Genomic DNA, 19,376 nt, shown 5'->3' on the forward strand with positions numbered 1-19,376 from the left:
AATCTGTCGAAGATCCGAGCCGCGCGCTCGCCCTAGTCCTTGGCGTCCTTGGCGGCGGCCTTGAGGTCTTCGCCGGCCGACTTCACGCCGCCGACCACCTCGTCCTTCTTGCCTTCCTTCTTCAGTTCCTTGTCGCCGATTGCAGAACCGACGGCGGACTTGATCTCGCCTTCGGTCTTCTGGGCGTGGCCGGAATCCTTGTCGCCGCAGGCGGTCAGGGCGAGCGCGGCGGCGGCGATGGCGACGAGGGAGAGAGGACGCGTGAAGGTCATGCGGTGGAGCTCCTTGTTCGAGCTCTCAACGCGCCTTCCAAGCCTTAGGTTCGATCCATCGACGGCAAAGCCGTCAGATCGACATCCGCATGATCTCTTGATAGGCCGAGATCACCTGGTCGCGGATCGAGATCACGGTCTCGAGGCTGGCTTCGGCCGACGAGATGGCGGTAACGACGTCGATCAGCTCGGCCTTGCCGGCCGCCTGCTGGGCGATCTTGTGCTCGGCCTGGCGCGAGGCCTGGACGGTGTCGGTCATCGCCGACTTCAGCATGTCGCCGAAGTCCATCTTCTTGGGCTCGCCCACGCTCTTGCCGAGCGACAGCGGGGTCGCGCCGGTGGCGGCGTAGGCTTTCGAGGCGGCCAGAGCGGTGATCATCGCCTAGGACCCCTACTTCTTGAGGATGTCGAGCGTGCGCGACTGCATGCTGCGCGCGGTCTCGATGACGTTGAGGTTGGCCTCGTAGGCGCGCTGCGCCTCCTTCATGTCGAGCGCCTCGACCAGGGTGTCGACGTTGGGCAGCTTGACGTAGCCCTTGGCGTCGGCCGCCGGGTTGCCGGGGTCGTACTCGGTCTTGAAGTCCTTCTGGTCGCCTTCGACACGGGCCATGGCCACGCCCTCGGCGCCCTCGACCTTGGCCGGACGGAACACCGGCACCTGGCGACGATAGGGGTCGCCGCCGGCCGTGCGGGCCGTCGAATTGGCGTTGGCGATGTTCTCGGCGATGATGCGCATGCGGCCCTGCTGGGCCCTGAGCGCGCTGGCCGCCACGGCCATCGCCGCCGCCGACTGGGATCGGATCTCAGCCATCTAGACGTCCTCTAGCCGTTGGGGCGACGCGCGGCGGTGCGCAGCATCGACATGGAGCGTTGGTAGAAGGAGACCGCCGCGTCGTAGTTCATGCGCGCATCGGTCATCTTGAGCATCTGGTCCTCGAGCGTCACGGAGTTACCGTCGAGGGTAGTCTCGCTGTCGGGGCCCTGGGGCGAGCGCCACAGGCTGGCGGGCTTGGACGGCGCGATGTGACCGGCGCTGGTGGTGAGCATCTGCAGCGGGCGGCCCATCGTGGCCAGGCCGCTGCTGGTCCCGCCGGTCGCCTGGGCGTCGAGCGAGGCCTGGAAGGAGAAGGCCTTGAGGTCCCGCGGCTGATAGCCGGGGGTGTCGCCGTTGGCGACGTTCTGGGCGACCACCTTCTGCCGCTCGGTCAGATAACCGAGCCGGCTCTTCAGCATCGAGAAAAGAGGGATGTCGTCGGGACCCATGCGAGCATGGTGAAGAAACAGGGTTAATCACGCATTAAGGACAGTGAGGCACACCAGGGATGCGGCGCCTCGCCGCGCCTCTTTCCTGTGGAATCCGGTCCGCGCATGGACGTCTTTCTCCTGATCCGCGCCGTGGCGGCGCTGGCCGTCACCCTGGGCCTGATCGGCCTGGCCGCCGTGGCCTTGCGCAAGTTCGGCCCCGAGGCCCTCAACCGCATCGTCTCCAAGCGCCGCGAGCGGCGGCTGCAGGTGGTCGAGACCCTGGTGCTGGACCCCGCCCGCCGCCTGGTGCTGTGCCGCCTGGACGGCGAGGAGCGCCTGGTGCTGCTGGGCGACGGCCGCCTGCTGAACTGGGTTCCCGCCGGTGCCCCCGCCCCCTCCCCCGCCCCCTCCCCCGCCCCCGTCGTCGAGACCCAGCCGGAGCCCGTGGTCTGATGCGCCTGCTCAAGAGCCTTACCGGCGCCACGCCGCAGGAACTGCGCCGCGCCGCCCTCATCGCCATGCTGGCGGGCCTGGCGACGACGCTGGGCCCGTCGCTGGCCATGGCCCAGTCGGCCATCAACGTCGATCTGGGCACGGGCGCCGGCCTGACCGAACGGGTCGTCCAGCTGGTCGGCCTGCTGACGGTGCTGTCGCTGGCGCCGTCGATCGTGATCATGACGACCTCGTTCGTGCGCATCGTCGTGGTGCTGGGCCTCCTGCGCACGGCGATCGGCGTGCAGCAGAGCCCGCCCAACCCGGTAATCATCAGCCTTGCCCTGTTCCTGACCGCCATCGTCATGGGCCCGACCTTCGAGCAGTCCTACGACGCCGGCGTCAAACCCCTGCTCGACAAGCAGATGGAGCTGCCGCAGGCCTTCGAGGCGGCGGGCCAGCCGGTGAAGACCTTCATGCTGCGCCAGGTGGACGAGGACGACCTGGCCCTGTTCATCCGCCTTTCCAAGATCGAGAAGCCGAAGACCGCCCAGGAGACGCCGCTGAAGGTGGTGACCCCGGCCTTCATGATCTCGGAACTGAAGCGCGCCTTCGAGATCGGCTTCCTGCTGTTCATCCCGTTCCTGGTCATCGACCTGGTCGTGGCCAGCGTGCTGATGAGCATGGGCATGATGATGCTGCCGCCCGCCACGGTCAGCCTGCCGTTCAAGCTGATCTTCTTCGTGCTAGTGGATGGATGGCGACTCGTCTGCGGCAGCCTGGTTGAGAGCTTCCAGCGCGGGACCGGTGGCGGGTAAGATCCGACGACACCGAACAGAATAACTAGAACAACAGAAGACCAAGACCGATGGGCGTTTTCGTACTGGGCTCGATCAATCTGGACGCCGTGGCGCGGGTCGACGACCTGCCGCGGCCGGGCGAGACGGTGGCCGGCCTGTCGCTGGAGCTGTTCCTCGGCGGCAAGGGCGCCAACCAGGCCGTCGCCGCCGCCCGCATGGGCGCGCCCACCCGCCTGATGGGCGCGGTCGGCAAGGACGACAGCGGCCTCAGCCTGAAGGGCAAGCTGGCCGGCTACGGCGTGCAGGTGGCCGACGTCGCCGAGCTGTCGGGCGCCCCCACGGGCCAGGCCCACGTCTGGGTGTCGAACGGCGGCGAGAACATGATCGTCGTCACCGGCGGCGCCAACATGATGATCACGCCCCAGCAGGTGGCGGCCACGGCGCTGGAAGGCCAGCGCGTGCTGCTGGCCCAGCTGGAGACCCCGGCCGGCGCCATCGAGGCCCTGTTCAAGGCCGGCGCGGCCAAGGGCGGCCTGCGGGTGCTGAACGCCGCCCCCGCCCTGCCGCAGGGCGCGGCGCTGTTCCCGCTGACCGACATCCTGATCCTGAACCAGACCGAACTGGCGACCTACGCCCGCCTCGACCACGAGCCGGCCAAGCTGGAAGAGGTCTCCAAGGCCGCCCGCAAGCTAATGAGCCGCCCAGACCAGACGATCATCGTCACCCTGGGCAAGACCGGCGTGGCCGCCGTGCGTCGCGACGAGGCCTTCCTGGTCGAGGGCCGCAAGGTCAAGGCGGTGGACACCGTCGGCGCCGGCGATTGCTTCTGCGGCGCCCTGGCTGCCGGCCTGGCCGCCAATCTCGACCTGCGCGAGGCTGTCGAACAGGCCAATGCGGCGGCCGCCCTTTCGGTGCAGAAGCCGGGCGCGGCGCCCTCGATGCCGAGCAAGCGCGAGGTCGAGGTCTTCCTCGAGGGGTGAGCCCATCGCCGGCGCCCTCGGCGCCTTGCGGATGCCTCCCCGCGCATGCAGGCTGTCGCCCTCAAGGCGGAGAGCGGTCGATGCGCGACGATGCCGGTCCTGGCGCAAGCGAGAAAATGGAAGCCCAGACCCTGACGCCGATCGGCCCGGGGTTCGGCGCGTGGACGCCACCCCTCTTGATCGCGCCGGCCGTGCTCGCGGGCCTCGTTCTGGCGATGATCTGGGTGGCGCTCAACGAGCGTCGCAAGCGCCGCCTCAAGCGGCGCTGAGGCCCGTCAGGCGGCGCGGATGCCGCTGAAGCCGCCCTCGGCCTGGGCGCCGACGATGGCGTCGTAGCCGAGGATCATGTCGACGTCCTTGCCGTTGGTCGCCAGCGGCAGGCGCAGCCACAGGATCGAGACGTGCGGCGCGCCGCGCCAGGCCAGGCTGTGCACGCCCACGCCCGGACGACGCTCGTCGACGACCTTGTCCAGCTCCTTGCGCCAGTAGTCGCCGGCGGCGGTGTTGTAGACCTCGCTCAACGCCTTGCCGGTGATCTCGCGACCATAGACGCCGTAGAGGCCGGTGCCGGCCAGACGCAGGCGGTAGTCGCGCGGCTCGCGCACGACGTCGATCAGGCTGACCGTCGGCAGCAGGCGCTTGATGCCGGAAGGGTGAAGATCACCACGCGCAGGCAAGTTCGCCCCGCGGCGCAGGGACGCCCAGTATGCGAACATTTCCTGATGAGCGCGGGCCGCGGTCGCGGATGCGCTCAGTTGCGCGGACATCTTCAGAGTCCTTAACAAGTCTTTGGAATCACGGTGATTCACCGCTCGTTCACTATGTCTTAAGCACCGAATCGGCGGAAGCGAAAAATCACCGCCGCCAACAAAGATTCCGTTTGAGAGTCAATCTGGAAGCACAACGCCCGGGCGCTGGAAGAGCGCCCGGGCGTCGATTTCTTCGCTTAGCTTAACCACAAGCGATTGATTGAATTAAGGTAAATGAACGCTCAGACTCAGCCCTTGCGGCCCTTCCCGGCGCCCCGGCCGGTCTGACCCAGGCCCATCTGCCGGGCAAGCTCCGAGCGCGCCTTGGCGTAGTTCGGCGCAACCATGGGGTAGTCCGAAGGCAGTCCCCACTTTTCGCGATAGTCCTCGGGGCTCATGTCGTACTGGGTGCGCAGGTGACGCTTCAGCGATTTGAAGCGCCGGCCGTCCTCCAGGCAGATGATGTAGTCGGGCGTCACCGAGCGACGGACCGGCACGGCCGGCTCCTTGGGCTCGGGCGCGGCGGCTTCGGGCGAACCGACCGACCGGAGCGCGTCGTGCACGCTGCGGATCAGGGCCGGCATGTCGGACGCCGAGACGGCGTTGCCGCCAACGAAAGCCGCGACGATGCCCGCGGTAAGTTCGACGAATGGGATCTCTTCTTCCATGACGCCTCTCCCGTTCCCTTTATCTTTCTTCACGCACGACCAGCTTTGGCGCGCGAAGTTGCATCATGGATAAACGCGTCAGTAAAACCGGGCAATAGATGCCGCAGCGGAATATTGACTGCCGATCGATGCGATCATTCGCATCGGCAACTTAAAGTCGCGAAATAAAAATTCAGATTTTCTGGATTTTGACTGAACGCGTTCGCCGAACTTGACCGTGCGGACACGACACGACGCGGAGATCTCGGCGCTAGCGGCCGAAATCCCGCGACAGGGCCAGCATCGCCGCGCGTTGCGGCACCGAATATTCGTCGATGGCGTCGGTGTCGCCGTCGCGGATGGCTTTCAGCAGGGCCGGCGTCAGGGCCGACGACAACGACCAGTTCCAGTAGCGCAGCACGGTCTGGGCCCGGTCGACGGCGATGGCGTCGAACACCCCCAGCACCCGCTCCAGGCCCGGCGACGGCGCGCCCTCGGCGTCGGTTTCCGGCCGGCGCAGGCCGCGCCACAGGGCCCGCACGGCCGCGCGCGGCAGGCCGGTGGCCTTGCAGAGGATGGCGATCGGCTCGCCGCCGGCGTCGGTGAAGATCTTGGCGCCGGTCATCGGCTTGAGGCCGGCGAGATACGAGATCTCCTCGGCCGTCTCCCGGGTCAGCCCGCTCTGGGCCGCCGCGACGGCGTCCTCGAGGCTGTCGAACGGGCTCTTGGCGATGGCCGCGCGGTTGCGCTGCCGGCGCTCGATGAACTGCAGGGCCTTTCGCGACAGGGGATCCTGCCAGCCCTCCTCGGAAGCCACCGCGAAAACGTCGCCGACGGCATCCTGCAGGATCTCGCGCGAGACGGCGAAGCGCTGGAGGATCGTGCGGCGAGCCTCGGCGTCGGCCCACCAGAACATCACATAGGCGTGGCTGGGCCGCAGCTCGGCGCGCCGCAGCAGCAGCGGGATCAGGCTGGGATTGTCGCGCGTCATGGCCACGACGTTCTCGACGCCCTGGTGGCTGAAGCGGGCCAGTTCGTTGCGCAGCAAGGCCTCGACCACCGGCGTCTCGCCCATGTCGACCAGGGCGTCGGCCACCACCTCGCCGACGCCGCGGCGGATGGCGATCAGCCGGCGATGCTCCTGGGTGGCGTGGTAGAGGCAGTCGATCAGGTCGGCGTCCGACAGGTTGGGCGAGTTCTCGAGCAGGGCCCGGGCGACGACGACCTCGTCGCGCAGCAGCAGGCGCACCAGCGAACCGGGCATGTCGTTGAGATTGGCCAGGCGACGGGCGACCTTCTCGCGCTCCTCGACCACCGCCTCGCGCAGCATCTCGACCAGCAGGTCGGCGCACATCGCCCGCTCGAAGGCGTTGATGCGGCTGGCCGGCAGGCAGACCACGTCGGCCAGCCGCTTCAGGAGGGCGGCGCGCGACTTGGGCGGTACGGCGATCGGCTTGGCGAAGGGCGAAATCGGGTCGGTCATGATCTTCCTGGCGGCGAAGCCCCGGTCGCCGAGTTTCGAACCTAGACGGTAACGCCCTTAAGTTCGAATTAGCGCCAGGGATTCTCCCGCCAGGGGAATTTGCGGCCTGCGGCCGCGCTTCGCCAGAGGGTCAGCGAAATTGTCGCGGTTCCCACTCCGGCCAGATGTCGGGCAGGTCTGTGGAGACGCGGTTGGGATAGGCCGGGGCGCGCTTTTCCAAGAACGAGGTCACGCCCTCCTTGGCGTCGCCCGAGGCGCCGCGCGACTGGATGGCCCGGCTGTCGGCCTTGTGGGCCTCCATCGGATGATCGGCGCCGGCCATGCGCCAGAGCAGCTGGCGGGTCAGGGCGACCGAGACGGGCGCGGTGTTGTCGGCGATCTCGCGCGCCAAGGCGCGGGCGGCCGGCAGCAGGTCTTCGGCCGCGTGCAGCGAGCGGACGAAGCCGCGCTCCTTGGCCTCGGTCGCCGGGAACACCCGGCCGGTGTAGCACCACTCCAGCGCCGTCTGCATGCCCACGAGGCGCGGCAGGAACCAGGACGAGCAGGCCTCCGGCGTGATGCCTCGACGGGCGAAGACGAAGCCGAACTTGGCGTCTTCGGCGGCCAGGCGGATGTCCATGGCCAGCTGCATCGTGGCGCCGACGCCGACGGCCGGGCCGTTCACGGCGGCGATCACCGGCTTGAGGCTGTCATAGATGCGCAGGGTCACCCGGCCGCCGCCGTCGCGATAGACGTCGCCGACCTTGCCCTCTTCCCGCTCCAAAGCCTGAGGAGACGTGCGGTCGAAGGTGGCTCCGCCGCTCGACAGATCCGCCCCCGCGCAGAACGCCCGGCCCGCGCCGGTGACGATCACCACCTTCACCGCATCGTCGGCGTCGGTGATGTCGAAGACCTCGATCAGTTCCTTCATCATCCGGGCGGTGAAGGCGTTGAGCTTTTCGGGCCGGTTCAGGGTAATGGTCGCGACGCCATCCTCGACGGCGTAGAGCAGGGTCTCGAAGGTCGGCTGCGACATGCTGGGGCTCCCTGGCGATCTTATTTTCAAACGATCGTATGATCGGTAGGCGCGGGAGCACAAGCCCTCCACGCCTCTTGGCGGCTAGCCTAGCTTTCTCGCCTCCCTCGCCCTTGTGGCGAGGGCCCATGGCGGCGGCTGCTCAGACGGAGGCCTCGCTCTAAAGGTCTGAGCAGGCTGAAGCATGGATCCTGGGCACAAGGCCCAGGAAGGCGGAGCTATGTGGGAAGCGCCTCAGCGAACCCACATCGACCAATTCAGGCCGCCCAAACCCATACCACCCAGGCCTAAACCGCCCTTCTCACCCCCAGCTTGCTGATGGCGTGGACGAAGTTGTTGGCCGCGATCTCTGTGCTCCCCGTCCATTCCAGGTCGGGGAACCGCGCCAGGATCTGGCGATAGGCCTCTTCCAGTTGGATCTGGGCGACGCGCTTGCCGAGACAGGTGTGCGGGCCATAGCCGAAGGCCACGTGCTTGCCGGCGTTGGGGCGGGTGACGTCCAGGCGGTCGGGGTTTTCGAACATCGCCGGATCGCGGTTGGCCGCGCCGTAATACATGACCACCTTCTCGCCCTCGGCGATCTGCTGACCCGCCACCTCGACGTCGCGCGTGGCGGTGCGGCGCATGTAGATCACCGGGCTGACCATGCGGATGAACTCGTCCACCGCGCCGGGCAGCAGGGACGGATCGTCGATCAGCCGCTGCTTCTGCTCGGGAAACTCGGTCAGCAGCCGCATGGCGCCCGACAGGGTGTTTCGCGTCGTGTCGTTGCCGGCGAAGACGATCAGCAGCCACGAGCCGTCGAGATACTCGTCGGCCAGCAGATCGCCGTCGACCTGGGCCCGCGCGATCGCCGTCATCAGGTCGGCCTGCGGGTCGGCCCGGCGCTTCAGCAGCATGGCGCGGCCGTAGTCGAACATCTCCTCGATGTTGTCGTTGAAGTCGGCCACGAACTGCATGAGCTCGAGGGTGGGCGTGATCGGCGCCTGGGCCTGCTGCACGGCCAGGTCCTGGGCCCGTTCCAGATAGTGCATCCAGCGCAGGAACTTGGCCCTGTCCTCGGGCGGCACGCCCAGGATCTCGCACAGGGTGAACAGCGGCAGGATCGACGAGAAGTGCTCGACCATGTCGATCTCGGCGCCGCCGGCCAGCAGCGGCTCCATCTCGTCGAGCAGGCGGGTGACCTCCGCCTTCACCCTGTCGGTCAGGCCGCGCAGATAGGCGGCGGTGAAATAGGGCATGTGCTCGCGGCGCAGCTGCAGGTGATGCGGCGCGTCGAGATTGATCATGGTGTCCATGGTCGCCCGGAACAGCAGGGCGTGGCGCTTGTCGGGCGGCCCCATCGACATCAGGATCCCGCCCTTCTGCGAGGAGAAGGTCTCCGGATCGCCGTTGACGCGCATGACGTCTTCATAGCGGGTGACGGCCCAGAAACCCGGCCCGCCGAACGGCTCGCCGTGCCACATCACCGGCGCCTCGTCCCGCATCCGCGTGAAGTCGGCGAAGGGCTGGCCCCTGGTGAAGCGGAAGATGTCGGCCAGGTCGACGCCGTCCAGGGTGGGATAGGCCTTGGGCGCGCCGGGCCCCGGCCGGCCGTCGACCACCGTCTTGCTGATCAGCTCCATGCGCTCGCCTCCCGTCGAACATCGTTGTGGCACGCACGATCACCCAGGATTGCGCGGACGCCAACGGCGCCCCTACGGCAACTTGCGCGAGCGTCCGGCCTTGGGTCATGCTGCTGACTGAACGCCGATCATGCGGGTCACACGCAGGCGGCGGCAGGGAGAGAAACGGCCGTCGCCGCCATGGCGAGCGGCCCAGGAGGTCGCATGCATCCGAGCGTCCACGCCCGCACCCAGCCCGACAAGCCCGCCTTCGTGATGGCCGGCTCGGGCGAGACCGTCACCTACAAGGAACTCGACGACCGCTCCAACCAGGGGGCGCAGCTGTTCCGGTCGATGGGCCTTCAGGTCGGCGACGTGGTCGCCATCCTGCTCGACAACCACCCGCGCTACCTGGAGATCGCCTGGGCGGCCCAGCGGGCGGGGCTCTACTACACCTGCATCTCGACCAAGCTGACCGCGCCCGAGGTCGAATACATCGTGAAGGACTGCGGGGCCAAGGCGCTGATCGCCGGTCCGGCGATGGACGGCGTTGCGCAAGGCCTGGCGCCGCTGATCCCAGGCGTGGCTCTGCTGCGGGTGGACGGGGCGAGCGGCCCCTACGCCGACTTCGACACCGCCCGGGCGGCCATGCCGGCGAGCCCGATCGCCGACGAGACCTCCGGCTCGGACATGCTCTATTCCTCGGGCACCACCGGACGGCCCAAGGGCGTGAAGCCGGCCCTGAACGGCGCGCCGATCGACGCGCCCCACGCCTTGCAGATGATGGCCCAGCACCTGTTCAAGCTGGACGGCGACAGCGTCTATCTCTCGCCGGCGCCGCTCTATCACGCCGCCCCGCTGCGCTGGTGCATGAGCGTGCACAAGCTGGGCGGCACGGTGGTTGTGATGGAGAAGTTCGATCCCGAGACGGCGCTGGCCCTGATCGAAGAGCACAAGGCCACCTGCGGCCAGTTCGTGCCGACCCACTTCGTGCGGATGCTGAAACTGCCGGAAGCGACGCGGGCCAGGTACGACGTCTCGACCATGCGTTCGGCGATCCACGCCGCCGCCCCCTGCCCAGTTCCGGTGAAGGAACAGATGATCGCCTGGTGGGGGCCGGTGATCTACGAATACTACGCCGGCACCGAGGGTAACGGCTTCTGCTGGATCGACAGCAAGAGTTGGCTGGAACGGCGCGGCTCGGTGGGCCAGGCGGCGCTGGGCGAACTGCGCATCTGTGACGAAGCCGGCGATCCCCTGCCCGCCCGCGCCGAGGGCGTGGTCTATTTCGCCAACGGCCCGGCAGTGACCTATCACAACGCCCCGGAGAAGACGGCCGAGAGCTACAACAAGCACGGCTGGACGACGCTGGGCGACGTCGGCTGGGCCGACGAGGACGGCTACCTCTACCTGACCGACCGCAAGAGCTTCATGATCATCTCCGGCGGGGTGAACATCTATCCGCAGGAGATCGAGAACCTCCTGATCACCCACCCCAGGGTGGCCGACGCCGCCGTGGTCGGCGCTCCCGACGAGGAGATGGGCGAGAAGGTGGTGGCCGTGATCCAGCCGCTGGACTGGGACGACGCGGGCGAGGCCCTGGCCGCCGAACTCCTGGCCTTCACCCGCGACAACCTCAGCCACGTTAAGGCCCCGCGCCAGGTGGACTTCGTACGCGAACTGCCCCGGCACCCGACCGGCAAGCTCTACAAGCGGCTGGTGCGGGATACGTACTGGGGCAAGACGGAGGGACGGATCGTTTGATCCACAATCACTAGAAAGTTGATTTTTTGAACTTTTGCCACCACTTTGTTGAAAGTGGTGGCAAGGACTAATTCCGTGACCCTTCAGCGCCTCCCTTTGGCGATCCACACGAACGTCGCCGACCTGATCGACCAGCTTCGCGCGACCCAGATCAGCGAGTTCGGCGACGGCGCCAGCTTCTTGCGGCGCGAGCGCGGCGGTCGCCCTTACTGGTATGTGCGTTCGCGGCAGGTGCGAGGCGAGCGTCTGGAACGCTATCTTGGTCCCGAAACGCCGGAGCTGCTGGCGGCCATGGAAACGGCGAAGACCATCAACGGCGCCGCTGATGGGCGCCGGCAAATCGTGCGGGCGCTGCGCGCGGCGGGACTGCACACGCCGGAACAGCGCACAGGCCGTGTCCTGCAAGCCTTAAACAAGGCCGGCGTGTTTCGGCTGCGCGCCGCCGTCGTCGGCACGGTGGCCTTCCAGACCTATGGCGCCCTGCTGGGCTTCATCTTGCCCGCACAGGCCGTGCGCACGGGCGATCTCGACATCGCCCAGGACTATGGGATCTCGATGGCCATCGACGATGGACTGGACCGGCCCTTCATCGACGTGCTGCGCGCCGCAGACCCGAGCTTCTCCCCCATCCCCAAGCTCGATCCGGGCAAAAGCGCCGCCTACCGGACGCCCGATGGCTATGCTGTGGACGTGCTGACGACCAGCCGGCATGCGGCCGACGACGAGACCTCCCGCCTCGTCGCGCTGAACACCGACGCAACGCCCCTGCGCTTTCTCGATTTCCTGCTGCGAGACACGGTGGAAGCCGCCGTGCTGCACGATGATGGCGTGCTCGTGCGCGTTCCGGCCCCGGCGCGATACGCCGTGCACAAGCTGATCATCTCGCGCAAGCGCAGCCAAGCCAACCCCAAGCGCCGCAAGGACGTGGAGCAGGCGCAGACCCTGATCCGCGCCCTCGCCGAAGACGACCCCTTCGCCCTGCGCGAGGCCTATGCCGAGGCGCGCGGACGCGGCGAGGCGTGGCGCAAGCTGCTGGACGAAGCGGTCAGCCTGCTGCCCGGAGATGCAAGGACGGTGCTGGAGGGCTGAAGCAGCGCACGTTGCTTCTATACGGCGCGGGATTCCCGCCACACGGTCGAGGCATGCTTTCCGCCCTGCTCGACCGTCTCCCCCGGATCTCGCTTCCCAAGACCGCGACCGCGCCGTTCTGCCCGGCGGAGGTACGGGGCGCGGTGCCCGTGCCGGACGGGCTGCCGGCCTGGAAGCGGATGCTGCGCACGGCGGGGCCAGGGCTGCTGGTCAGCGTCGGCTACATGGACCCCGGCAACTGGGCGACCGACATCGAGGCCGGCTCGCGCTACGGCACGTCCCTTCTGTTCGTCGTGGTGCTTTCGAGCCTGGCGGCGATCCTGCTGCAGACCCTGTCGATGCGGCTGGGCCTGGTGACCGGAAAGGATCTGGCCCAGATGTCGCGCAAGCGGTTCGGACCGTGGACGGTCAAGATCCAATGGGGGCTGGCGGAGCTGGCCATCATCGCCTGCGACATCGCCGAAGTGCTGGGCTCGGCCCTGGCCTTCAAGCTGTTGCTGGGCGTGCCGCTGTGGGCAGGCGTGCTGCTGACCGGCCTCGACACGATCATCGTGCTGGGCCTGAAGGGCAAGGGTTTCCGCCAGCTGGAGGCGATCATCCTGGGCCTGATCTCGACGGTCGGGATCTGCTTCCTGGTGCAACTGGTCATCGTGCCGCCCGACGCCGGAGCCGTGGCGCGAGGACTGGTTCCGTCGCTGGCGGCGCTGCAACAGGGCAACGCGCTCTATCTGGCCATCGGCATACTGGGCGCGACGATCATGCCGCATAACCTCTATCTGCACTCGTCGATCGTGCAGACCCGGCTGACGCCCGCAGACGTGGCGGGCAAGCGGGCGGCGATCCGGCTGGCGACGATCGACACCGTGGTCGCCCTGGTGCTGGCGCTGTTCATCAACGCCGCGATCCTGGTCCTGGCCGCCTCGGCCTTCCACGGCGCCGGACTGCGCGAGGTCGCCGGTATCGAAGAGGCGCACGAGCTGCTGGCGCCGGTCACAGGCGCGGCCCTGGCGGGGATCCTGTTCGGGATCGCCCTGTTCGCCTCGGGCCAGAGCGCCACCTTCACCGGCACCATCGCGGGCCAGGTGATCCTGGAGGGGTTCCTGAACCTCAGCATCCCCTGCTGGCAGCGGCGGCTGATCACCCGGGGCCTGGCCATCATCCCGGCTCTGGCCGGCGTGCTGACGCTCGGCGACCATGCGGTGGGGCGGCTGCTGGTGCTGACCCAGGTGGTGCTGAGCGCCCAGTTGCCCTTCGCCATCTGGCCGCTGCTGCGGTTCACCGACGACAGGACGCTGATGGGCCCGTTCGCCAACGGCCTGGTCACCCGCCTCGTCGCCTGGGGGCTGTTCGTGGTGATCTCGGCGGCGAACGTCTGGCTGGTGGTTTCGACGTTCAGCTAACCGCCGGGAGTTGCCCCCGCGGGTCGCTCGTGATCTCTTCCAAACAAACGTTTGGGAGAGCGCCGTAATGAAAGAGATCGCCTTCGCCGACATCGCCAGCCTGGTCGGGCAGGAGGTCGGGGTGTCCGACTGGGTCGAAATCAGCCAGGAGCGGGTCAACCAGTTCGCGCAAGCGACCGGCGACCACCAGTGGATCCACATCGACGTCGAGCGGGCCACGCGCGAGATCGGCGGGCCGATCGCCCACGGCTACCTGACGCTGTCGCTAATCCCGATGCTGGGCGCGGGGATCCTTCACGTCACCGGCGTGACGCGGGGGATCAACTACGGCTGCGACAAGGTGCGGTTCACCAGCATGGTCCGCGTGGGCAAGCGGGTGCGGATGCGCCAGAAGCTGGTCAGCGTCGAGCCCAAGGCCGGCGGCCTGCAGATGAAGAACGAGTGCACCATCGAGATCGAGGGCGAGGAGCGCCCGGCCTGCGTGGCCGAGACGATCTCGATCATCTACGGGGCGTAGGGGGGCTCTCCCTGAAGGGAGAGCTGTCGCGGAGCGACTGGGGAGAAGACGGCTGGCTTCAGCGCAAGCTGAGAACGGCCCCCTCCGGCCCTTTGGGCCACCTTCCCCAGAGGGGGAGGATCTTGGAAAGACAAAGGCCCCGGATCGCTCCGGGGCCTTCGTTTCTGGAGATCGGACCAAGCCTAGTGCTTGATCGCGTCGCCGATCTTGTCCTGGGCCTGGCCGACCTTGTTCTGGACGTCGCCCTTGACCTTCTGGGCCTTGCCCTCGGCTTCGAGGCGCTCGTTGTCGGTGGCCTTGCCGACGGCTTCCTTGACGGCGCCCACGCCCTTGTCGATGGCGCCTTCCACACGATTGGTGCTCATTGGCTTGCTCCTGCTAGCGTTGAACTCCCCATTCGAACGGAGCCCCGGGAGCAATGGTTCCTAGCGTGGCCGCAAGGGATTTCATCGAGATCAGCGATTGAAGCCGGGCGCGGCGACGGCCTGGACGGCGACCACGTCCTGGGCGGCCGCCACGCTGGGCGGCTTGGCCGGCGCGGCCTGGATCAATGGCGGGCCCGTGGGCTTGTCGAGCAGGGCCACGGTCTCGCGGATATACTTGGCGTGGGTGACGATGCCGATCTCGAGGCGCTCGCCCGACAGTTCGACCTGCTGGGTCAGCATGCCGGCCACGAACTGCACCTCCTGGCTTTCGGTAGAACCCGGACGGCGACGCGCGCCCTCGGCCATGAACACCGGCCCGCCCGAATTGCCGGGGAAGACCGAGAAATCCATCAGGAAGGTCGGGAAAGCGCTGGCCGGGGCGAGCGGATACGACGCCACCCGGCCCGAACGCAGGATCGGAAAGCCCGCGGTGTTAGCCGACAGTCCGCGCGGAAAGCCCAGGGCCATCATCTCGTCGCCGGGACCCAGGCTATACTTGTTGAAGGTGTCGTCCTGCGCCAGCCAGGCCAGCGGAATGGCGGCCTTGGCGAACTCGGGCGGGGCCTCGACGACGATGGCGGCGACATCGCGGCTGGGATGCTTGACCCACAGCGGATGGTCGCCGTCGCGGATCTTGAGCGTGCGGGGATCATAACGCCAGACCCCCTCCTTGCTCTGCACGCGATAGCCGATCTTGGCCGACACCGAGGGCATGCGGTCGAAGACGTGGGCGGCGGTGACCAGGATGGTGCGCGGGCGGCCGTCAGGCGTCGGGTCCTCGATCAGGAATCCGGTGCCGACCGTGCGCGAGCCGTCGGCGAGCGGCTGCTCCAGCTGCACCGTCGCCTGGATCAGATCGACCGACAGGTCCCAAGCCATTTACGCCTCGTCTCCGATTCAACCTTAGACGTCGTATGAGTTTGACCAGACGCCCCTGCCGCAACAAGTTGGCGTTCTGACGCATCCGAGGGGGAATCTGTCCAATGAACCGGCGCGAAATGATGACGAGCGTTGCCGCCGTCGCCGCCACGTCCTCCGCCCTCATCCCCGGGAGTTCCATGTCCGCCACCGCCAAGCCCGTTCCTCCTGTCGCCAAGAAGGTTCCCAAGCGCATCGAGCAGCTGGGCCGGGTGCGCGTCGACGACTACGCCTGGATGAAGGACGACAACTGGCAGAAGGTCCTGCGCGACCCCAGCCTGATCAAGGCCGAGGTCAAGGAGCACCTGACCGCCGAGAACGCATATGTGAAGGCGATGCTGGCGCCGACGCAGGACCTGCAGAAGGCGATGTTCGAGGAGATGAAGGGCCGCATCAAGGAGGACGACTCCTCGGTTCCCTCCCCCGACGGCCCGTACGACTACTATTCGCGCTTCGCCCTGGGCGGCCAGCATCCGATCTATGCGCGGCGTCCCCGTGGAAAGACCGACGGCGAAGAGGTGCTGCTCGACAGCGACGCCCTGGCCAAGGGCAAGGCCTACAGCCAGGTCAGCGCCGCCGACCACAGCCCCGACCACAAGCTGTTCGCCTATGCCGAGGACGCGCAGGGCTCGGAAGTCCACAAGATCTACGTCAAGGACCTGGCCACCGGCGAGATCCTGCCCGAGCCGGTCGACAGCAGCACCGGCGACTTCACCTGGTCGCCCGACTCCAAGTGGCTGTTCTGGACCCACCGCGACGACAACGGCCGCTCCGACAAGATCTATCGCCGCCCCGCGCGCGGCGGGCTGAAGGACGACGTGCTGGTCTATGAAGAGCCCGACGACGGCTTCTTCGTCAGCGTCAGCGTCACCGGTTCGGACGCCTTCATCGTCATCAGCGCCGGCGACCACGAGACCTCCGAAACCCTGCTGATCCCGGCGAGCGACGTGAACGCCAAGCCGAAGGCCGTCGAGCCGCGCACGCCGGGCCTGCGCTATTCGGTCGAACACTGGGACGGCAAGTTCGTCATCCTGACCAACGCCGACGACGCCATCGACTTCAAGCTGGTCGAGGCCCCGGTCGACAATCCGGGCCGCGCCCACTGGAAGGACTTCGTGGCCCACAAGCCCGGGACCTTCATCACCGGCCACGCCGCCTACAAGGACCACCTGGTCCGCGTCGAGCGCGTCAACGCCAACACCCGCATCGTCATCACCGACCGCGCCACCAAGGCCGAAAAGCCGATCGTCGTCGACGAGCAGGCCTATGTGCTGAGCGTCGAGGGCGGCTACGAGTTCGACACCCCGACCCTGCGCTATGTCTACCAGTCGCCCACGACCCCGCGTCAGTGGTTCGACTACGACATGCGCAGCGGCGAGAAGGTGCTGCGCAAGACGCAGGAAATCCCCTCGGGCCACGATCCGAGCAAGTACGTGACCAAGCGTCTCTATGCGAAGGCGCCCGACGGCGCCGAGGTGCCGGTGACGGTGCTGATGAAGAAGGACGTCAAGCTCGACGGCAAGGCGCCGCTGCTGCTCTACGGCTACGGCAGCTACGGCATGTCGATGGACCCGTCGTTCTCGATCCGCAACTTCAGCCTGGTCGACCGCGGCTGGATCTGGGCCACCGCCCACATCCGCGGCGGCTCGGAAAAGGGCTACGGCTGGTTCCTGGACGGCAAGAAGTTCAAGAAGAAGAACACCTTCACCGACTTCATCGCCTGCGCAGAGCACCTGCACGCCAATGGCTACGGCGCCAAGGGCGCGACGGTGGCCTATGGCGGCTCGGCCGGCGGCATGCTGATGGGCGCGATCACCAACCTTCGACCGGACCTGTGGGCCGGGATCATCGGGGCGGTGCCGTTCGTCGACGTGCTCAACACCATGAGCGACACCTCCCTGCCGCTGACCCCGCCGGAGTGGCCCGAATGGGGCAATCCGCTGGAGGACAAGGAGGCCTACGACTACATCGCCAGCTATTCCCCTTACGACAACGTCACCGCCAAGCCCTATCCGGCCGTGCTGGCCACCGGCGGCCTGTCGGATCCGCGCGTCACCTACTGGGAGCCCGAGAAGTGGGCGGCCAAGCTGCGGGCCAACACCACCAGCGGCAACCCGATCCTGCTGAAGATCAACATGGAGGCCGGCCACGGCGGCGCCTCGGGCCGCTTCGACTTCCTCAAGGAGATCGCGCTCGACTACGCCTTCGCCGTGTGGGCGATCGACAAGGGCTGGACGAAGGCGTGATGCGGAGTTCGAACTTCAAGATCCTCCCCCTGAAGGGGGAGGTGTCGGCGCAGCCGACGGAGGGGGAAGTGAGCTCCCCGGCTCCGCGGATACTTCCCCCTCCGGCGCTTCGCGCCACCTCCCCCTTCAGGGGGAGGATCTAGATGGCGTTGATCATCCGCCCCTCCACCGACGCCGACATCGGCGCGATCACCGCTATCTACGGCTGGAACGTGCTCAACGGCCTGGGCACCTTCGAGGAGGTTCCGCCCGACGAGGCCGAGATGGCCCGGCGCCGCGCGGCCTTCCTGGACCGCGGCCTGCCCTATCTGGTCGCCGAACTGGACGGAAAGGTGCTGGGCTATGCCTATGCCGGCCCGTTCCGGCTGCGGGCGGCCTATCGCTACACCGTCGAGGACAGCATCTATGTCGCCCCCGACGCTGCCGGAAAGGGCGTCGGCAAGACGCTGCTGAAGGCTCTCATCGAGGCCTGCGAAGCCCTGGGCCTGCGCCAGATGTGCGCGGTGATCGGCGACAGTGGCAACGCCGCCTCTATCGGCGTCCACGCCGCGCTCGGCTTCGAGCACAAGGGCGTCTTCCCGGCCATGGGCTACAAGTTCGACCGCTGGGTCGATCTCGTCTGGATGCAGCGGCCGCTGAACGGCGGCGGCGATACTCCACCGGACGCGCCAGGCATGTCGCTGAGCGGCGTCTAGGTCGTCGCAAGGACGCTCAAAGCAAAAGCCCCGCCGGCGGACCGGCGGGGCTTTCGTGTTTTCGGGGCTCTAAAAAGAACCGAGGATCAGGCCTTGCGGGCGCGGGCCTTGCCCGGAGCCTTGGCCTTGCGGCCGCCTTGACCCAGGCCGAGCGCCTTGGCCATCGCCGAACGGGCTTCGCTGTAGGACGGCGCCGTGGTCGGATAGTCGGCCGGCAGGCCCCACTTCGACTTGTATTCGGCGACGGTCATGCCGTGGGTGGTCAGGTGACGCTTCAGCGTCTTGTAGGGCTTGCCGTCTTCGAAGCTGATCAGCGCGTCCGGCGTGATGCTCTTACGGATTTGGGCCGGAGTAGCCTTGGTAACGGCTTCGGTCACCGGCGCTTCCGGCGAACCAAGACCGGCAAGGGCGTCGTGCGTGGCCCGAATCAGAGCCGGCAGGTCAGAGACCGAGGTCGTGTTGTTGGCCACATAGTTGGCCACGATCTCGGCGGTCAGCTCGATCAGGGTCGATTTGTCTTCCACGGCGTCACTCCACAATGACTTTAAATTCGGAAATACACCCGCCCCGTGGAATTACAAGTAGACAAATACGCAATCGAACGAGCAACGCTCCGCGAAAACAGGCTTTATTTCGTAGCAACAATGTCGATGGCGGATTTTCAAAGCCTTAGCCGTAAGCGATTGCGCTCGCCTTCAAGTTCAGTTCCCGCCACGGACGTTTTCGCAGTCGCGAAGACCGGAAAGGTTCGCGTGCAACTGCACTTTTAAGCAGGACTTGGCGCGAGATCGAGATTCGCCGCGCGTCGCCAGCCTCGCCTTCAGATCGAACCTGACATGCAGGGGATCGCACAAGGGCTCGGACGCGCGAGGGCGCGGGCGGGTAAAGCACAGCTTCAAGGAAGAAGAAGAAGATCGCGATGTAAACGCCGCTCCGGAGTGGAGCCGCTGATCAGCGAGAGATTGAAGAGAGTGGCTGGGGAACTAGGACTCGAACCTAGAATGACGGTACCAAAAACCGCAGTGTTACCATTACACCATTCCCCAGCAGGAACGGCTGCCGACCCAGTGGGCCGCGGCGAGGCGGTGGAGATAG

Annotated in this window: 21 protein-coding genes, 1 tRNA gene and 1 pseudogene; 10 read left to right on the forward strand and 13 right to left on the reverse strand. The window is 67.2% G+C overall.

Annotated elements, in window-relative coordinates:
* Positions 1 to 32: 32 nt before the first annotated feature.
* From ACODR1_RS05650 to flgB, 4 genes are all read right to left on the reverse strand, one after another.
* On the reverse strand, positions 33 to 272 hold the full coding sequence (locus ACODR1_RS05650; protein WP_488879577.1) for a hypothetical protein: 240 nt from the start codon (positions 270 to 272) through the stop codon (positions 33 to 35).
* Between the two features lie 73 nt (positions 273 to 345).
* A complete protein-coding gene (gene fliE / locus ACODR1_RS05655) occupies positions 346 to 651 on the reverse strand; it encodes a flagellar hook-basal body complex protein FliE (protein WP_101718891.1) in 306 nt (101 codons plus the stop codon).
* Between the two features lie 12 nt (positions 652 to 663).
* Positions 664 to 1,083, reverse strand: a complete 420-nt coding sequence (gene flgC / locus ACODR1_RS05660; RefSeq protein WP_488879578.1) for a flagellar basal body rod protein FlgC — start codon at positions 1,081 to 1,083, stop codon at positions 664 to 666.
* Between the two features lie 11 nt (positions 1,084 to 1,094).
* Positions 1,095 to 1,535, reverse strand: a complete 441-nt coding sequence (gene flgB, locus ACODR1_RS05665) for a flagellar basal body rod protein FlgB (protein ID WP_116565276.1) — start codon at positions 1,533 to 1,535, stop codon at positions 1,095 to 1,097.
* A gap of 105 nt (positions 1,536 to 1,640) precedes the next feature.
* Here flgB and ACODR1_RS05670 point away from each other — a divergent pair, with 105 nt between their 5' ends.
* The 4 genes from ACODR1_RS05670 (at position 1,641) to ACODR1_RS05685 (ending at position 3,998) form a co-directional block, all read left to right on the forward strand.
* Positions 1,641 to 1,970: a flagellar biosynthetic protein FliO gene (locus ACODR1_RS05670; RefSeq protein ID WP_488879579.1), complete on the forward strand. Its 330-nt coding sequence runs from the start codon at positions 1,641 to 1,643 to the stop codon at positions 1,968 to 1,970.
* Positions 1,970 to 2,767 carry a flagellar type III secretion system pore protein FliP gene (gene fliP / locus ACODR1_RS05675; protein WP_420808164.1) on the forward strand — a complete coding sequence of 266 codons (798 nt, stop codon included), beginning with the start codon at positions 1,970 to 1,972 and terminating at the stop codon, positions 2,765 to 2,767. Before ACODR1_RS05670 ends, fliP begins: the two co-directional genes overlap by 1 nt.
* A gap of 50 nt (positions 2,768 to 2,817) precedes the next feature.
* The gene (locus ACODR1_RS05680) at positions 2,818 to 3,729 is read left to right on the forward strand and encodes a ribokinase (protein ID WP_101718888.1); all 912 of its coding nucleotides are present in this window, start codon (positions 2,818 to 2,820) and stop codon (positions 3,727 to 3,729) included.
* An 80-nt stretch (positions 3,730 to 3,809) separates the two neighbouring features.
* Positions 3,810 to 3,998, forward strand: a complete 189-nt coding sequence (locus tag ACODR1_RS05685) for a hypothetical protein (RefSeq protein WP_488879580.1) — start codon at positions 3,810 to 3,812, stop codon at positions 3,996 to 3,998.
* A gap of 6 nt (positions 3,999 to 4,004) precedes the next feature.
* Here ACODR1_RS05685 and mopJ read toward each other — a convergent pair whose 3' ends face one another.
* The 5 genes from mopJ to ACODR1_RS05710 all read right to left on the reverse strand — a co-directional run bounded on the left by mopJ (position 4,005) and on the right by ACODR1_RS05710 (position 9,248).
* A complete protein-coding gene (gene mopJ / locus ACODR1_RS05690; protein WP_488879708.1) occupies positions 4,005 to 4,502 on the reverse strand; it encodes a motility/cell cycle regulatory protein MopJ in 498 nt (165 codons plus the stop codon).
* A gap of 224 nt (positions 4,503 to 4,726) precedes the next feature.
* A complete protein-coding gene (locus ACODR1_RS05695; protein ID WP_116565272.1) occupies positions 4,727 to 5,146 on the reverse strand; it encodes a Ros/MucR family transcriptional regulator in 420 nt (139 codons plus the stop codon).
* Positions 5,147 to 5,396: 250 nt separating this feature from the next.
* On the reverse strand, positions 5,397 to 6,608 hold the full coding sequence (locus ACODR1_RS05700) for a DUF2336 domain-containing protein (RefSeq protein ID WP_116488996.1): 1,212 nt from the start codon (positions 6,606 to 6,608) through the stop codon (positions 5,397 to 5,399).
* A 130-nt stretch (positions 6,609 to 6,738) separates the two neighbouring features.
* The gene (locus ACODR1_RS05705; protein WP_488879581.1) at positions 6,739 to 7,623 is read right to left on the reverse strand and encodes a crotonase/enoyl-CoA hydratase family protein; all 885 of its coding nucleotides are present in this window, start codon (positions 7,621 to 7,623) and stop codon (positions 6,739 to 6,741) included.
* 287 nt (positions 7,624 to 7,910) lie between these two features.
* Positions 7,911 to 9,248 (reverse strand): cytochrome P450, encoded by a 1,338-nt coding sequence (locus tag ACODR1_RS05710; protein WP_488879582.1) that lies wholly within the window; start codon positions 9,246 to 9,248, stop codon positions 7,911 to 7,913.
* Between the two features lie 204 nt (positions 9,249 to 9,452).
* Between ACODR1_RS05710 and ACODR1_RS05715 the strand changes: the two genes are divergently transcribed.
* The 4 genes from ACODR1_RS05715 (at position 9,453) to ACODR1_RS05730 (ending at position 13,997) form a co-directional block, all read left to right on the forward strand.
* Positions 9,453 to 10,991: an acyl-CoA synthetase gene (locus tag ACODR1_RS05715; protein ID WP_488879583.1), complete on the forward strand. Its 1,539-nt coding sequence runs from the start codon at positions 9,453 to 9,455 to the stop codon at positions 10,989 to 10,991.
* A 75-nt stretch (positions 10,992 to 11,066) separates the two neighbouring features.
* Positions 11,067 to 12,080 (forward strand): nucleotidyltransferase family protein, encoded by a 1,014-nt coding sequence (locus tag ACODR1_RS05720; protein ID WP_488879584.1) that lies wholly within the window; start codon positions 11,067 to 11,069, stop codon positions 12,078 to 12,080.
* Between the two features lie 53 nt (positions 12,081 to 12,133).
* Positions 12,134 to 13,480 carry an Nramp family divalent metal transporter gene (locus ACODR1_RS05725; RefSeq protein WP_488879585.1) on the forward strand — a complete coding sequence of 449 codons (1,347 nt, stop codon included), beginning with the start codon at positions 12,134 to 12,136 and terminating at the stop codon, positions 13,478 to 13,480.
* 67 nt (positions 13,481 to 13,547) lie between these two features.
* Complete coding sequence (locus ACODR1_RS05730; protein ID WP_058349410.1) at positions 13,548 to 13,997, forward strand: MaoC family dehydratase; 450 nt, start codon at positions 13,548 to 13,550, stop codon at positions 13,995 to 13,997.
* A gap of 183 nt (positions 13,998 to 14,180) precedes the next feature.
* Here ACODR1_RS05730 and ACODR1_RS05735 read toward each other — a convergent pair.
* Together ACODR1_RS05735 and ACODR1_RS05740 are read right to left on the reverse strand one after the other, a co-directional pair.
* Positions 14,181 to 14,362, reverse strand: a pseudogene (locus ACODR1_RS05735) (CsbD family protein); the annotation flags it as partial.
* A 90-nt stretch (positions 14,363 to 14,452) separates the two neighbouring features.
* Entirely contained in the window at positions 14,453 to 15,301 is an 849-nt protein-coding gene (locus tag ACODR1_RS05740; protein ID WP_488879586.1) for a trypsin-like serine peptidase, read from the reverse strand.
* A 104-nt stretch (positions 15,302 to 15,405) separates the two neighbouring features.
* On the opposite strand from ACODR1_RS05740, the gene ACODR1_RS05745 reads away from it, so the two are divergent.
* Entirely contained in the window at positions 15,406 to 17,586 is a 2,181-nt protein-coding gene (locus ACODR1_RS05745) for a S9 family peptidase (protein WP_488879587.1), read from the forward strand.
* A 143-nt stretch (positions 17,587 to 17,729) separates the two neighbouring features.
* Positions 17,730 to 18,281, forward strand: coding sequence for a GNAT family N-acetyltransferase (locus ACODR1_RS05750; RefSeq protein ID WP_488879588.1), 552 nt, complete (start codon positions 17,730 to 17,732; stop codon positions 18,279 to 18,281).
* A gap of 86 nt (positions 18,282 to 18,367) precedes the next feature.
* Here ACODR1_RS05750 and ACODR1_RS05755 read toward each other — a convergent pair whose 3' ends face one another.
* The gene (locus ACODR1_RS05755) at positions 18,368 to 18,805 is read right to left on the reverse strand and encodes a Ros/MucR family transcriptional regulator (protein WP_058349415.1); all 438 of its coding nucleotides are present in this window, start codon (positions 18,803 to 18,805) and stop codon (positions 18,368 to 18,370) included.
* Between the two features lie 448 nt (positions 18,806 to 19,253).
* Positions 19,254 to 19,327: transfer RNA gene (locus ACODR1_RS05760), tRNA-Gln, on the reverse strand.
* Between the last annotated feature and the right edge of the window lie 49 nt (positions 19,328 to 19,376).

Source organism: Caulobacter sp. FG7, assembly GCF_057808875.1.